The organism is Pseudonocardia sp. CA-142604 (genome assembly GCF_050948475.1).
Taxonomy (GTDB): domain Bacteria; phylum Actinomycetota; class Actinomycetes; order Mycobacteriales; family Pseudonocardiaceae; genus Pseudonocardia; species Pseudonocardia alaniniphila.
Genome location: NZ_CP192045.1, coordinates 1,938,268 through 1,951,856, shown reverse-complemented (window position 1 = coordinate 1,951,856; position 13,589 = coordinate 1,938,268). Strand labels below are relative to the sequence as shown.

Genomic DNA, 13,589 nt, shown 5'->3' with positions numbered 1-13,589 from the left:
CGACCAGGCCGGTGAGCGGCGTCGACCTAGGAAATTCGGCATGCTGATCAGTGCGATCAGTTTCCCGACCACCACAGACCCCGTGCGGGCCAGGAGGACTTCGTGGACGATCTCGACGCCGGACCCACCTCGGCACTACAGCTGACCATGCAGGGAAGACCGGCAGAGGCGGCGGCTGCCATCCGGCGCATCCTGGCGACGGTCGCCCCGCCGGACGGCGTCCAGGCCCTGCGGCTGTCCCACAGCGAGGAGGCCGGCACCCGTCGTTTCGATCTCTACGTCCCTCCGCGCCACCCCGGTGGGCCACCGCCGCTCCTGGTGATGCTGCACGGCGGGACGCAGAACGCCGCCGACTTCGCGCTCGGCACGAGGATGAGCCGGCTCGCCGAAGGGCACGAGATGCTCGTCGCGTATCCGGAGCAGTCCCGCGCGGCCAACCAGGGCGGGTTCTGGAACTGGTTCTCCGCTGCCGACCAGCGTGCCGGTGCGGGCGAGCCGTCGATCCTGGCCGGGATCACCCAACGGATCATCGACGAGTACGGCGCCGACCCGCGCCGCGTGTACGTCGCCGGGATGTCGGCAGGCGGTGCCATGTCCGCCGTGATGGCTGCGACGTATCCCGACCTCTACGCGGCCGTCGGCGTGCACTCGGGTGTGGCGTACCGCGCAGCCGACGACATGAGCTCCGCGTTCACCGCGATGCAGCACGGTGGCACCCTTCATCCGGGTGCCGATCTGCCACTGATCGTCTTCCACGGCGACGCCGACAATGTCGTCGACCCGGTCAACGCCGAACAACTCGTCGCGGCCCGCCTCGCCGCCACCTCACGGCCCGCCGCCACCCCGACGACCCAGCAGGTCGAGGCGGGAGGCCGTTCGAGCACCCGGACCCTCGTGTGCGACGAGGACGACAGGGTCCTCGCCGAGTCGTGGCTCGTGCACGGCCTGGGGCATGCCTGGTCCGGTGGCGACCCGGCAGGCTCGTACGCCGACCCCGACGGACCGGACGCCTCCGCCGAGATGGTCCGCTTCTTCCTCGAGCACGCCCGGGACGAGAACTAGCCCTTCGGGCCGGCGCCGGAGAACGTCGATGCCACCCCGCTGATCACCTAGCCCTCCGGCTCGGTGATCGGGGGCTTCGCGCTCTCCCCGCGGGGCTCGAACTGCACGTTGATCGTCTGCTGCTCCTTGAACCGCTGCGTGCTGGCGTACGAGGTGTAGCTGCGGCGGTCGGCACGGGTCAGCTCGACGTCCTCGACGAAGGGAGTGAGGAGCGAACGCGGGTAGAGCCGCCTGCCCAGCACCGCGTTGAGCTCGGCGGCCAGCACGATGATCATCGCCTCGACGTAGATCCAGGCGAGCAGCCCGAGCACGATGCCGAAGAGCCCGTACACCTGTGTGGAGCCCATCAGCCCGTGGCTGACGAAGAAGGCGCCCATCGACTGCAGGATCTGCCAGGCGACCGCCGACAGCAACGCCCCTGGCAGCACCTCACGCGCACTGACGTCTCGCACCGTCAGCGCACGGAAGCCGACGACGAACAGCCCGCACATCGCCGCGACGGACACCACGATCGCCAGCAGGCGCAGCCCGACCCCCAGCTCCTCCCCCACGGCACCCGCCCCGGCCGCCAGCGCCGACAGCACGGTGGTGACCAGCACCCCGAGGCCGAGCAGCACGACCATCAGCAGGCTGCGCAGGCGCGCCTGGAACGGGTCGGGGCGCTTGTTGATCGGCACCCCCCACACGTGGTTGAGCGCGTTCTGCACGGCCACCGCCACGCCGAGGCCGCCGTAGAGCGACACCACGATCCCGATCGCCAGCCCGAAACCCGAGCCCCGCAGGGGCTGGGCGGTGCTGGTGAGCTGGTCGCCGATGATCGGGAACTGCGACAGCGCACTGTGGATCAGTTGCTGCTGCAGGCCGGGGTTACCCGGCAGCACGAAGCCGAGCACCGTCGACATCACCAGCAGCAGCGGGAACAGCGACAGGAACCCGTAGTAGGTGATCAGGGCCGCAAGGTAGGACCCCTGGTCGTCGACGAACTTGTAGACGACGGCGAGCGGCACCCCGAGCCAGCGGTGTCGTCGCTGATAGCCGTCGATCCTCCTGATCACACCCACAAAGGGAGGTACCCGGCCACGGCCTCGCCGAGTGGGCCGATCAGGTGATCGGTAGAGACATTCAGCAGGGCAGCGTCAGCAACCGCCGCCCGTCGACGGTGCGGATGTCGATGGAGGCGAGCTCGTTGCGCGGAATTGCCGTGGTGCCGATGACGGTGGCCCGGCCATCGGGGCTGGCACCCCAGTTGGCGGCCACCTCAGTGCGCCCGTCGCGGGCGGTGGCGTAGGCGCGGTAGCCCGACGCGGGCGGCAGCCCGCTCAGCTCGAGGTGGACCGCGGTGCCCCAGGCGCGCTGGTGCATGGTCCCGACGCCCGCCGCGGTGACACCGGTCATGACGGCCATCGGGGTGCCGTTCGTGCCGTTCGTGATCAGCTGGGGTAGCACTCCGGCTAGGACTGCCACGACGGCGGCGGCCGCGGCCGCCATCTTCCAGCGGAGCAACCGGTGTCGCTCCTTCTGCCCGTGCTCGTCGACGGCGGCGAGTGCCCGCGATAGTAGGTCGGGGCTCGGCGTCAGCAGGCGGTCGCGCGCCTCGGCAGCGTCGATGCGCCCCAGCACTCCGGGCAGCGGCGCCAGCTCGGTCAGCTCGGAGCGACAGTCAATGCAGGTGGCGAGGTGCTGCTCGACCTCGGCGCGCTCGGCGGGGTCGAGGCTGCCGACGAGATAGGCGCCGAGGTCGGTCCTCCGGCACCCGTCCTTCACGACGGCACCCCCATCTCCTCCAGCACGAGCCGCAAGGCGCGCAGGGCATAGTACGTGCGCGATTTGACCGTGCCGGGAGGGATGCCGAGCCGCTGCGCGGCCTCCGCAACCGAACGTCCTTCGTAGTACGTCTCGATGAGCACCGCGCGGTGGTCGAGGGACAGCCGATCGAGCGCGTCGGCCACCGTCCACCGCTGCACCGCGTTCTCCAGGTCGTCGGCAGCCGGAGCCGCGCCGAGGGCCCGCTCGTCGGAGACGGTGGTGGGGCGTGCGGCATCCGAGCGCCAGAGGTCGGTGACGAGGTTGCGAGCCGTGGTGAAGAGCCAGCCGCGCAGCTCGTCGGGCCCGCGGTTGAGCTGGTGGGCCCGACGCCAGGCACGGACGAAGGTCTCCTGCACTACTTCCTCGCTTCGGGCTCTGTCACCGGTGAGTCGCACGACATACCCGTAGAGCGGGCCGGCGACGTCCTCGTACAACGCACGGACGAACGACTCCGCATGAGCGGTGCTCTGCGACGCGGCCACACATCGGAGAACGCGTTGCCGATCGGGGTAGTTCAGCGCGGCGCATGTGACACCGACCATGTGGATGCAGCCACCATGTGCATGCACCGACCATGTAAATGCCGCTCACCCCATTCCCGCAGCCCGAAGTTCGCCCAGGGCCTGCAACGCCAGGTCGAGGAGTTCCTCCCCGCCCCGTGCCGTCCACGTGAGGTCGATGAGGATCTCGGTCGCGCCCGCCTCGGCCAACCCGGCGATGTCGTCCACCACCTGCGACAGCGATCCGTGAAACGGTTGGCGGCCCGCGCCAATCTCGGTGGGGTGGAGCATCACGTTCGCCCGCGGGATCAGTTCGAGGCGTTCGGGGTCGCGACCGTGCTCCGCCGCACGATCCCGGATCCGCTTCCAGCCCTCCGCCATCACCGCGGGGGGCGTGCCGGCCGGCAGCCAGCCGTCGGCCTTGCGGGCGATCCGCTCGGCCGCCCGTTCCGTGTACCTGCCGCCCAGCAGCACCGGCACCGGCGCCGCCGGCTTCGGCGCCAGGACGGCGTTCTGCACGGTCATGCGCGAGTCGCGGTAGCTCACAGGGTCGGGCCCCCAGAGCGCGCGGCAGGCGTCGATCGTCTCGTCGAGCGCCTGCCCCCGGCGCGCGAAGTCGGCGCCGGCAGCGCGGAACTCGTCGCTCGACCAGCCTGTACCCAGACCGGCGATCAACCTGCCGCCGCTGGTGACGTCCAGGGTGGCGAGCGCTCGGGCGAGGTGCAGCGAGGGGTGCAACGGGGCGAGCAGAACGCTGGTGCCCAGCCGCACCGTCTCGGTCACCGCCGACGCGATCGCGAGGACGGTGAGCGGGTCGGCGCAACTGCGGTAGCCATCGGGCCACGGGCGCGGCGTGCCGCCACCCGGCCCCTCGGCAGGCGTGAGCGGGAACAGCACGTGCTCGTAGACCCAAAGGCTGGAATAGCCGGCACGCTCCCCGCCACGCGCGATGTGCACGACGTCGTTGCGCATGTCGTAGCGATCGCTGCGCTGCGGAAGGCCCAGCCCGAACCTCACGGCTACTGCCGCTTTCCTACGGACACGTCCGCTCTGCCTCGGCCCGACCTGCCGGCGCGCCGGTCGCGTCCGTCCAGCGGGGGAAGACAGCCGCCTGCCCGACCCGTGACCCCGCGTCGTCCACGAGGTTCCACATCGTCACGTCCTCGATCCAGAACCGGCGCCGGGACTTCGCGATCCGCAGACCCCGGTACCCGGTGGAGAACCCGTTCGACTCGACGTCGGCGAGCAGCCGGTTGCGATCGGCCTGGCGGTCCGGTTCGGCGGAGAGCCGGGAACGCAGCCCGGTGAACTCCGTCCAGCCGTACTCGAAACAGCCCTGCGCAGTCCTGTTCGCGTAGACGAACCGGGGGTCCGGATCCGCGTCGTGGGCCAGCAGGCCGAAAGGCGCGTCCTCGTAGAGCCAGGCGGCGGCGTTCTCCCCGCCGGCGAGAGGCGTGCCGACGAACCGCTCGTACGAATGGAGCAACAGCCGGACGAAGCCGGGATCCGTGGGTGACGCAAGATCGAGCACCGCTTCAGCTCCTCACGTGGTCAGTGAGACGCCTGATCTCGGAGAGAGCGGAGCGCTCACGACGTCAGGTGTCCCTCGCCGGCCCCCTGGTCGACCGTAGCCCGGCAGCGCCGGGACCGGTCCTGGCGTCGTTGCCCCTGTGCCGACGCAACGGCCGGCCTGCGTCGACAGTTCCCCGTGGGTTCAGCGCGAAACCGGGCGGTCCGCCCCGGCCGGGTCCGGGCCGGGGCGGACCGCGAGGCACCCGCGAATCAGGCCTGCGGCGCGGTGAGCTGCGGATACAGGGCCGTCAGGTCCGCCGAGAGCCCGGCACGCACGTTCTTGCTGATCTCGTCCGCGAGCACCTCGTAGGCACCTGCCTGCACGCCGTCGAGCGCGAGGGCTGCCACCACCGCCGGGTCGCTCTTCGGACCGTCGATGTGCGCGGCCATGTCGGTGTCCAGGTAGCCGACATGCAGCGCGGTGACCCGGACGCCCTTCGGCGCGAGCCGGGTGCGCACGGAGTTGGTCATCGCCCAGCTCGCGGCCTTGGCGACGGAGTACGCCTCGCTCTGCGGGATGTGCACCCAGGACAACACGGACAGCACGTTGAGCACGCCCCCGCCGCCGTTGGCCTCGATGACCGGCACGAAGGCGCGCGTGGCTCGCAGCGTGCCGAAGAGGTGCGTCTCCAACTCCCGCCGGATGTCGTCGAGGTCACCGTCGAGCAGTTCGGTGTGCGTGTCGATGCCGGCGTTGTTGATCAGGAGCGTCGCGTCGCTCGCCGTGGCCGCGGCTGCCGCGACCGACTCCGGGTCGGTGATGTCGATCTGGAGCGGCACCACGTCGGGCAGGTCGATCGAGCTGGGGTTGCGCGCCCCGGCGTAGACCTTCGCGCCCCGCTTCACGAGCTCTGCCGCGAAGTGCCGGCCTAGCCCCCTGTTCGCACCGGTGACGACCGCGACCGAGTTCTGGATGTCCATGCTGTCTCTCTCCCGCCTGAGCCTGCTGTGTAGGAAAACCCAATCTAGCTATCTGAGTATGCTGAGGCAACTCAGGGTTAGACTGAACACATGGCGGCGACAGAGAAGGACAGGATGTGCTCGATCGCGCGCTCGCTCGAGGTACTGGGCGAGCGCTGGACGTTCCTGATCCTGCGCGAGGCCCTCTCAGGCACCACGCGGTTCGCCGACTTCCGCTCCGAGCTGGGCGTGGCCCCCGACGTGCTCAGCAACCGGCTGGCGACGCTGGTCGACGCCGGTGTGCTGGAGAAGCAGCCCTACCGGGAGCCCGGTGCACGCGTGCGCGACAGCTACCACCTGACACCCGCCGGGCGCGACCTCCAGCTGCTGCTCGGCGCCCTGCAACAGTGGGGCGACGAGCACCGGCCCTACGAGCTCGGGCCCACCGTCGTGCGGCGCACCGTGGACGGCGACCGCCCCGTGCACGTGGGGTTCATCGACGACACCGGCCGCGAGGTGCCACTCGAGAACGTGGCGTTCGTCCGGACCGCCCTCTACCCGGCCTGATCGGCCCCGCGCTCACTCCACGTCGGCTGCGGCGGCGGAGAACTGGGCGGAGTACAGGTGGTGGTAGGCCCCCCGCGCGGTGAGCAGCTCGTCGTGAGTGCCCTGCTCGACGATCCGCCCCGACTCCATCACGAGTATCAGGTCGGCGTCCCGGATCGTGGAGAGCCGGTGGGCGATCACGAAACTGGTGCGGTCGGACCGCAGCGCCGCCATCGCCCGCTGCACCAGCACCTCCGTGCGGGTGTCCACCGAGCTCGTGGCCTCGTCGAGGATGAGCAGCGTGGGGTCGGCGAGGAACGCCCGCGCGATCGTGATCAGCTGCTTCTCACCGGCACTGACGTTGCTGCCCTCGTCGTCGATCACGGTGTCGTAGCCGTCGGGCAGGCTACGGACGAAGCGGTCGACGTACGTGGCGCGCGCGGCCGCGAGCACCTGCTCCTCGCTCGCGGCCGGGTTGCCGTAAGCGATGTTGTCGCGGATCGTGCCGCCGAAGAGCCACGTGTCCTGCAGCACCATGCCGACCCCGGAGCGCAGCGCGGCGCGGTCCATCGTGGCGGTGTCCACGCCGTCGAGGGTGATCCGGCCGGAGTCGAGCTCGTAGAACCGCATGATCAGGTTCACCAGCGTGGTCTTGCCCGCTCCCGTGGGCCCGACGATCGCAACGGTCTGGCCCGGCTCCGCCGTGAGCGAGAGGTCGTCGATCAGGGGCTTGTCGGGCTCGTAGCGGAACGAGACGTGCTCGAAGACCACCCGTCCCCGCCGCGTCACCGGCACCACGGGCGAGGTCGGGTCGGGCACCTGCTCCTCGGCGTCGAGCAGCTCGAAGACGCGCTCGGCCGAGGCCACGCCCGACTGCAGGAGGTTGGCCATGGACGCGAGCTGGGTGAGCGGCTGGGTGAACTGCCGGGAGTACTGGATGAAGGCCTGGACGTCACCGAGGCTCATCGAGCCCGACGCCACGCGCAGACCGCCGACGACGGCCACCAGCACGTAGTTCAGGTTCCCGATGAACATCATCGACGGCATGATGATCCCGGAGATGAACTGCGCCCGGAAGCTCGCGTCGAACAGCCGCTCGTTCCGCTGCGTGAAGTCCGCCTCCACCTCCTGGCGCCGCCCGAACACCCGCACCAGTTCGTGGCCGGTGAAAGCCTCCTCGATGTGCGCGTTCAGCGCGCCGGTGTAGCGCCACTGCGCCACGAACTGCTTCTGCGACCGCTTCGCGATCGCCTTGGTGACGAACATCGAGACCGGGATCGTGACCAGCGCGACGAGCGCCAGCAACGGTGAGATCACCAGCATCATCACCAGTACGCCGACCACCGTGAGCACCGAGGTCAGCAGCTGGCTCATCGTCTGTTGCAGGGTCTGGGAGATGTTGTCGATGTCGTTGGTGACGCGGCTCAGCACCTCGCCCCGCTGCTGGCGGTCGAAATAGCGCAGCGGCAGCCGGTTGAGCTTGTCCTCCACCTCGCGGCGCAGCGAGAAGATCGTGCGCTGCACGATCCCGTTCAGCAGATAGCTCTGCATCCAGCCGAACAGCGAGGCGGCCACGTAGATCGCGATGACGCCGAGCAGCACCTGTCCGAGCAACCCGAAGTCGATGCCCTGCCCGGGCACCACGGACGAACCCTCGATGACGTTGGCGAACGTCTCGTTGCCCGCGGCGCGCGCCGCAGCGGCCGCCTCCGCGGTGGTGGTGCCGGGCGTGAGCTGCTGCCCGATCACCCCCGCGAAGATGACGTCGGTGGCGTGCCCGAGGATCTTCGGCCCGATCACCGAGAGCGCCACGCTGATGACGCCGAGGGCGACCACGAGCACCACCAGCGCCCGCTCCGGAGCGAGCATGCCCATCAGCCGGCGTGCCGACGGGCCGAAGTCCATCGACTTCTCGGCCGGCATCCCCGCGGACGCCCACGGCGGGCCGCCACCCCGGCGGGCCGCGGACATCTCCCGTGCCGCGCGACCGGTGTCGTCGCCGCCCCCGCCCGCCGGTGCAGGCGTCGGGGTCGGGCTCGGCCTGGTCATACCACTTCCTCCGCGCTGATCTTTTCTGCGCCGATCGCTTCTGGACCGATCACTTCTGGGCCGATCACTTCTGGGCCGATCACTTCCGCACTGAACTGGGACGCCACGATCTCGGCGTACGTCGGGCTGGTGCCGAGCAGCTCGTCGTGGGTGCCGATGCCGACCACCGCGCCGTTGTCGAGGACGACGATCTGGTCGGCGTCCCGGATGCTCGCCACGCGCTGCGCCACCACCAGCACCGTCGCCGTCTCGGTGACGGGTCGCAGTGCCGCGCGGAGCCGGGCGTCGGTGGCGAGGTCGAGCGCGGAGAACGAGTCGTCGAAGAGGTAGATCTGTGGTGCCCGCACGAGCAGCCGGGCGATGGCGAGCCGCTGGCGCTGGCCGCCGGAGACGTTCGTGCCGCCCTGCGCGATCGGGGCGTCGAGGCCCGCGGGCATGGCCCGGACGAACTCGGCGGCCTGGGCCACCTCCATCGCCGTCCACAGCTGCTCGTCGGTGGCATCGGGGTTGCCGTAGCGGAGGTTGCTCGCGACGGTGCCGGAGAAGAGGTACGGCCGCTGCGGCACGATCCCCACCCGGCTCCAGAGGTACTCCGGTTCGAGGTCGCGCACGTCGACGCCGTCGACGAGCACCGCGCCGCCCGTCGCGTCGAACAGGCGGGGGACGAGCCCGAGCAGTGTGGTCTTGCCCGCGCCGGTGCTCCCGACGATCGCCGTGGTGGTGCCGGGGCGGGCCGTGAACGTGACGTTGCGCAGCACGGGCTCGGCCGCGCCCGGGTAGGCGAAGCCGGCACCGCGCAGTTCGAGGACACCGGTGGCGACCGAGGGAACGACCGCTTCCCGCGGCGGTGCCACCGACGATGCGGTGTCGAGCACCTCGACGATGCGCTCCGCGCAGACGGCCGCGCGCGGGATCATCATCGTCATGAACGTGGCCATCATGACGGCCATGAGGATCTGGGTCAGGTAGGTCAGGAACGCGGTGAGCGCACCGACCTGCATCTGCCCGGCGTCGATCCGCCCCGCACCGAACCACAGCACGGCCACGCTCGAGACGTTCAGCACGAGCATGACGATCGGGAAGATCCGCGCCTGCAGGCGCCCGACCCGCAGGGCGACGTCCGTCAGCTCGGCGTTGGCCCGCTCGAACCGCGCCGTCTCCTCCGGCTCCCGGACGAACGCCCGCACCACCCGGATGCCGGTGATCTGCTCCCGCAGGATCCGGTTCACGTCGTCGATGCGCGTCTGCATGCTCCGGAAGCCCGGCACCATCCGCGCGATCACCACGCCGATCGACGCCACCAGCACCGGGACGCAGACCAGCATCAACCAGGACAGCTGCGTGTCCTCCTGCAGGGCCATGACCACCCCGCCGAAGCACATGATCGGCGCCGTCACCAGCATCGTGCACGACAGCAGCACCAGCATCTGCACCTGCTGCACGTCGTTGGTGCCGCGGGTGATCAGCGAGGGGGCACCGAACCGATTGACCTCGCGCGCCGAGAACTCCCCCACCCGGTGGAACAGCGCCGCACGCACGTCCCGGCCGAAGCCCATGGCCGTGCGCGCGCCCACGTACACGGCGGCGACCGAGCACGCGATCTGCACGAGCGTGACCACCAGCATCCAGCCGCCGGTGCCGAGGATGTAGGACGTGTCGCCGCGGGCGATGCCCTGGTCGATGATGTCCGCGTTGAGGCTCGGCAGGTACAGCGAGGCCATCGTCCCGATCAGCTGCAGCACCACCACCAGCAACAACGGGCGGGTGTAGGGACGCAGCCGCTCGCGTAGCAGCCGGATCAACATGAACGGTCCTCGGTTGTGATGAGTGGGGCGCAGGGGCCGGCGATCAGCGCCGGTCGGATGCATCCGTCGGACATGACGGGCTCCTCCCCCTTGTCCCTTGTCGTGGTGCGGACGCTAGGAGCCGGACGGAATCCGCCGAATCCGTCACGTGACCGGGCAACGCCAGGCCGTCCAGCAGGATGGAGACGATCTGCTCGGCGTCCAGCTCGCGGCCGTCGGCGATGAGCGGGTGGGTGCCGGAGAAGACGAGCAGCCGCAGCACGTGCGCGAACTCGGCAGGCGGCACGCGCAACCGGCACGCGTCCGAGCCGATCAGGTCGATCACGGCGGCGCGGAAGGCGTCGTTGATCTCGCCGGGGTTCTGACCCCCGGCCGGGCGGGGCGGCGACGGGCGCCCCTCTCGGGGCGGCGTCCGGGCCCAACCCAGGGCGTTGAGCAGGCCGAACACCTCGGCCATGCGGCGCTGCAGCACCGTGACGCCCGCGGTGAGGCGCTCGCGGAGCGGGAGAGAACGGTCCACGGCCGCCAGCTCGCGGAGCGCGGGCGCGGGGTCGAACGCGTCGGCGACCACCGCCTCCACCACCGACTCCTTGTCGGGGAAGACGCGGAAGATCGTGCCCTCGGCGATCCCGGCCGCCGCCGCGATCTGGCGGGTGGTCACGGCGGTGCCGTGCCGTTGCACGAGCGGCCGCGTGGCCGCCACGATCGCGGCTCGCCTCGCCTCCGGCGCCATACGGGGAGCGCGCCTTCCCTCGGAGATCACGCGGGGACAGTAAATGAGCGCCCACTCACTAACAAGCTGTTTCCCTCGGAGGGGATCCGCCGGCACCAGCGGCCCGGGTGGATCGCGGCGCAGGTCGCCGCGACCGTCAGGGGCCGGGCACGGCCGACGGCCGACATTCCTGACCCCGGACCCGCCCTTTACGCTTCCCTGAAGATCGACAACGCCTGCCCCACCACAACGGAGAGACGATGGCTCGGGAACGTATCGAGATCGCGGCGGGCGACCGGCGGGTCACGGGTGTCACCACCCGCCCGGGCAGCGCGGAGGCCCCGCTCCTGGTGGCCCTGCACGGCGGCACCTACACGTCGGCCTACTTCGACGTGCCGGGCTTCTCCTTCCTGGATCTGGCCGAGGCCACCGGCTTCACGGCCGTCTCGCTCGACCGCCCCGGCTACGGAGGCAGCGACCCGCTCGCCGACGGCACACCCTTCTTCGCCGGGAGCGCGACGGTGCTCGACGACGCGATCGCCCGGCTGTGGGCCGACCGGTCGGCCGACCACCCCGGCATCGTGATCGTCTCCCACTCGATCGGCTCGGCGATCGCCGTCCACATGGCCGCGGGCCGGCCCGCGTGGCCGCTGCTGGGCATCGCGCTGCACGGCGTCAACGACCGGTCTCCCGACCCGGTCGTGAACGCCTGGAACGCCATGCCGGCCGGGCAGCCCATCGCATTCACGCAGGAGCAGCGACGGATGTTCATGTACGGGCCCGACGGCACGATGGACTCCGACGCGGTGGCGAGGGCCGAGATCTCGGCCGCGCCCGCGCCGCTGGCCGAGCTGCTCGAGATCGTCCGGGAGTGGCCGGCGTCGGCGGCGCAGCTCGCCGCCGCGGTGACGGTGCCCGTGCACTACGCACTCGCCGAGTTCGACGGGCTGTGGCTCGTCGACGAGGAGCGCGTCGAGAAGTTCGCCGGCTACTTCACGTCGGCACCCTGGACCGTGGCATCGCTCTTCCGTGGTGCCGGGCACAACATCGACCACCACCGCCTCGGCCGCACGCTGCACCTGGAGCAGCTCGCCTTCGCGTGGGCATGTGTCCACCGCCGGAGCCCCGCAATCGTCGGCTGAGCGGCGAGGCCGTGTCCCGTGCATCCGGATCGACGGGACACGGCCTCACCTCCTCTCACCAGGCAGCGCCCACCGGCTGCCGGACAGCGGCGTTGAGCCGGTTCCAGACGTTGATCGCCGAGATCGACACCAGCAACGCCGAGAGCGCCTCCTCGTCGTAGTGGCGGGCGGCCTCGGCCCACACGTCGTCAGGGACGGCGTCGGACCGGTCCGCGAGCCGGGTGACGCACTCGGCGAGCGCGAGCGCCGCACGTTCGGCGTCGCTGAAGTACGACGACTCCCGCCACGCGCCGACACCCCAGATCCGCTCGTCCTTCTCACCGGCGTCCTTGAGCTCCCGCGAGTGCATGTCGACGCACACGCTGCAGCCGTTGATCTGGCTCGCCCGCAGGTGGATCAGGTGGTGGGTCGTCGCGGGAACGGCGCTCGACTGCGCCGCCTGGCTCAGCGCGTGAAGCGCCTTCATCACGTCCGGCAGCACCTTCACGGGGTGCGTCATCCGAGCCTGCATCATGTCCTCCTGCTGTCACATCCGCCCCGTCCGGGCGGGTCATAGGGGTGACCCGCCGGATCGAGAGGATGTGACAGGTGCAGGACGAAGAATTCTGGGCAGCGCAGTTCGAGGAGCACCGACCCCGGCTGCGGGCAGTCGCCTACCGGATGCTGGGCTCGTTCGCCGAGGCCGAGGACGCGGTGCAGGAGTCCTGGTTGCGCGTGTCGCGCGCGTCGGGCGACGACGTGGAGAACATCAGCGGCTGGCTCACGACGATCGTCTCGCGGCAGTGCCTCAACATGCTGCGCTCGCGGGCGACCCGCCGCGAGGACCCGCTGGACGTGCGGGTGCCCGACCCGGTCGTGGAGTCGGGCGAGGGGGTCGACCCTGCCGAGCAGGGTGCCCTCGCCGACTCCGTGGGACTCGCGCTGCTGGTCGTGCTCGAGGCACTCGACCCTGCGGAGCGGCTCGCGTTCGTGCTGCACGACATGTTCGCGGTGCCGTTCGAGGAGATCGCACCCATCGTGGGCCGGACCCCTGCCACGGCTCGGCAGCTGGCCAGCAGGGCCCGGCGGCGGATCCAGGGCGTGGCGCCCACCGGGCAGCCCGACCGCGCCCGGCAGCGCGAGATCGTCGACGCCTGGCTCGCGGCCGCACGCGGCGGTGACTTCGCGGGGTTGGTCACGCTCCTGCACCCGGACGCCGCGCTGCGCGTCGACACCGGCGGGGCAGGCTCGAAGCTCGTGCGGGGCGCGGCCGAGGTGGCCGGGCAGGCCGCGATGTACCGGGCAGCCGGGCTCCGGGCGCAGTTCGCGGTGGTCAACGGCGGCCCCGGCATCATCTCCGTGATCGACGGGCGGGTGACGGGGGTCCTGGCGTTCACGGTCGCGGACGGGCTGATCGTCGAGATCGACATCCTGGCCGACCCGCAACGGCTGGCGGCCCTTAACTTCGCCTGAGCACCCGGCCCGACTGCACACCCTCCCGGATGGCACCGGGCGG

The 13,589-nt window shown here is 70.8% G+C and carries 14 protein-coding genes; 4 read left to right on the top strand and 10 right to left on the bottom strand.

Annotated elements, in window-relative coordinates; genetic code table 11:
- Window positions 1-102: 102 nt before the first annotated feature.
- On the top strand, window positions 103-1,062 hold the full coding sequence (locus ACQPZQ_RS08905; protein ID WP_433293937.1) for an extracellular catalytic domain type 1 short-chain-length polyhydroxyalkanoate depolymerase: 960 nt from the start codon (window positions 103-105) through the stop codon (window positions 1,060-1,062).
- Between the two features lie 47 nt (window positions 1,063-1,109).
- Here ACQPZQ_RS08905 and ACQPZQ_RS08900 read toward each other — a convergent pair whose 3' ends face one another.
- The 6 genes from ACQPZQ_RS08900 to ACQPZQ_RS08875 all read right to left on the bottom strand — a co-directional run bounded on the left by ACQPZQ_RS08900 (window position 1,110) and on the right by ACQPZQ_RS08875 (window position 5,861).
- Window positions 1,110-2,117 (bottom strand): YihY/virulence factor BrkB family protein, encoded by a 1,008-nt coding sequence (locus ACQPZQ_RS08900; RefSeq protein ID WP_433293935.1) that lies wholly within the window; start codon window positions 2,115-2,117, stop codon window positions 1,110-1,112.
- 67 nt (window positions 2,118-2,184) lie between these two features.
- Window positions 2,185-2,826 (bottom strand): anti-sigma factor family protein, encoded by a 642-nt coding sequence (locus ACQPZQ_RS08895; RefSeq protein WP_433293933.1) that lies wholly within the window; start codon window positions 2,824-2,826, stop codon window positions 2,185-2,187.
- The gene (locus ACQPZQ_RS08890) at window positions 2,823-3,410 is read right to left on the bottom strand and encodes a sigma-70 family RNA polymerase sigma factor (RefSeq protein WP_433293930.1); all 588 of its coding nucleotides are present in this window, start codon (window positions 3,408-3,410) and stop codon (window positions 2,823-2,825) included. Before ACQPZQ_RS08890 ends, ACQPZQ_RS08895 begins: the two co-directional genes overlap by 4 nt.
- 45 nt (window positions 3,411-3,455) lie before the next feature.
- Entirely contained in the window at window positions 3,456-4,385 is a 930-nt protein-coding gene (locus ACQPZQ_RS08885) for an LLM class F420-dependent oxidoreductase (protein ID WP_433293928.1), read from the bottom strand.
- Between the two features lie 16 nt (window positions 4,386-4,401).
- On the bottom strand, window positions 4,402-4,899 hold the full coding sequence (locus ACQPZQ_RS08880) for an MEKHLA domain-containing protein (RefSeq protein WP_433293925.1): 498 nt from the start codon (window positions 4,897-4,899) through the stop codon (window positions 4,402-4,404).
- 251 nt (window positions 4,900-5,150) lie between these two features.
- Window positions 5,151-5,861 (bottom strand): SDR family oxidoreductase, encoded by a 711-nt coding sequence (locus tag ACQPZQ_RS08875; RefSeq protein ID WP_433293923.1) that lies wholly within the window; start codon window positions 5,859-5,861, stop codon window positions 5,151-5,153.
- A gap of 90 nt (window positions 5,862-5,951) precedes the next feature.
- On the opposite strand from ACQPZQ_RS08875, the gene ACQPZQ_RS08870 reads away from it, so the two are divergent.
- Complete coding sequence (locus tag ACQPZQ_RS08870) at window positions 5,952-6,407, top strand: winged helix-turn-helix transcriptional regulator (protein WP_433293921.1); 456 nt, start codon at window positions 5,952-5,954, stop codon at window positions 6,405-6,407.
- Window positions 6,408-6,419: 12 nt separating this feature from the next.
- Here ACQPZQ_RS08870 and ACQPZQ_RS08865 read toward each other — a convergent pair whose 3' ends face one another.
- Genes ACQPZQ_RS08865 through ACQPZQ_RS08855 form a run of 3 tightly spaced genes read right to left on the bottom strand, consistent with a single transcriptional unit; the run spans window position 6,420 to window position 11,003 of the window.
- A complete protein-coding gene (locus ACQPZQ_RS08865; RefSeq protein WP_433293919.1) occupies window positions 6,420-8,435 on the bottom strand; it encodes an ABC transporter ATP-binding protein in 2,016 nt (671 codons plus the stop codon).
- Window positions 8,432-10,240: an ABC transporter ATP-binding protein gene (locus ACQPZQ_RS08860; protein ID WP_433293917.1), complete on the bottom strand. Its 1,809-nt coding sequence runs from the start codon at window positions 10,238-10,240 to the stop codon at window positions 8,432-8,434. Before ACQPZQ_RS08860 ends, ACQPZQ_RS08865 begins: the two co-directional genes overlap by 4 nt.
- A gap of 43 nt (window positions 10,241-10,283) precedes the next feature.
- Window positions 10,284-11,003 carry a TetR/AcrR family transcriptional regulator gene (locus ACQPZQ_RS08855; protein WP_433293915.1) on the bottom strand — a complete coding sequence of 240 codons (720 nt, stop codon included), beginning with the start codon at window positions 11,001-11,003 and terminating at the stop codon, window positions 10,284-10,286.
- A gap of 209 nt (window positions 11,004-11,212) precedes the next feature.
- Between ACQPZQ_RS08855 and ACQPZQ_RS08850 the strand changes: the two genes are divergently transcribed.
- Entirely contained in the window at window positions 11,213-12,094 is an 882-nt protein-coding gene (locus tag ACQPZQ_RS08850; protein WP_433293912.1) for an alpha/beta hydrolase, read from the top strand.
- 55 nt (window positions 12,095-12,149) lie between these two features.
- Here ACQPZQ_RS08850 and ACQPZQ_RS08845 read toward each other — a convergent pair whose 3' ends face one another.
- Window positions 12,150-12,593: a carboxymuconolactone decarboxylase family protein gene (locus tag ACQPZQ_RS08845; RefSeq protein WP_433293909.1), complete on the bottom strand. Its 444-nt coding sequence runs from the start codon at window positions 12,591-12,593 to the stop codon at window positions 12,150-12,152.
- 89 nt (window positions 12,594-12,682) lie between these two features.
- Here ACQPZQ_RS08845 and ACQPZQ_RS08840 point away from each other — a divergent pair, with 89 nt between their 5' ends.
- Window positions 12,683-13,546 (top strand): sigma-70 family RNA polymerase sigma factor, encoded by an 864-nt coding sequence (locus tag ACQPZQ_RS08840; RefSeq protein ID WP_433293907.1) that lies wholly within the window; start codon window positions 12,683-12,685, stop codon window positions 13,544-13,546.
- The last annotated feature ends 43 nt before the right edge of the window (window positions 13,547-13,589 follow it).

Coding starts and splice junctions, on each gene's coding strand:
- ACQPZQ_RS08890 (WP_433293930.1), bottom strand. CDS start 3,410: ATGGTCGGTGTCACATGCGCCGCGCTGAACTACCCCGATCGGCAACGC.
- ACQPZQ_RS08875 (WP_433293923.1), bottom strand. CDS start 5,861: ATGGACATCCAGAACTCGGTCGCGGTCGTCACCGGTGCGAACAGGGGG.
- ACQPZQ_RS08870 (WP_433293921.1), top strand. CDS start 5,952: ATGGCGGCGACAGAGAAGGACAGGATGTGCTCGATCGCGCGCTCGCTC.
- ACQPZQ_RS08865 (WP_433293919.1), bottom strand. CDS start 8,435: ATGACCAGGCCGAGCCCGACCCCGACGCCTGCACCGGCGGGCGGGGGC.
- ACQPZQ_RS08860 (WP_433293917.1), bottom strand. CDS start 10,240: ATGTTGATCCGGCTGCTACGCGAGCGGCTGCGTCCCTACACCCGCCCG.
- ACQPZQ_RS08850 (WP_433293912.1), top strand. CDS start 11,213: ATGGCTCGGGAACGTATCGAGATCGCGGCGGGCGACCGGCGGGTCACG.
- ACQPZQ_RS08845 (WP_433293909.1), bottom strand. CDS start 12,593: ATGACGCACCCCGTGAAGGTGCTGCCGGACGTGATGAAGGCGCTTCAC.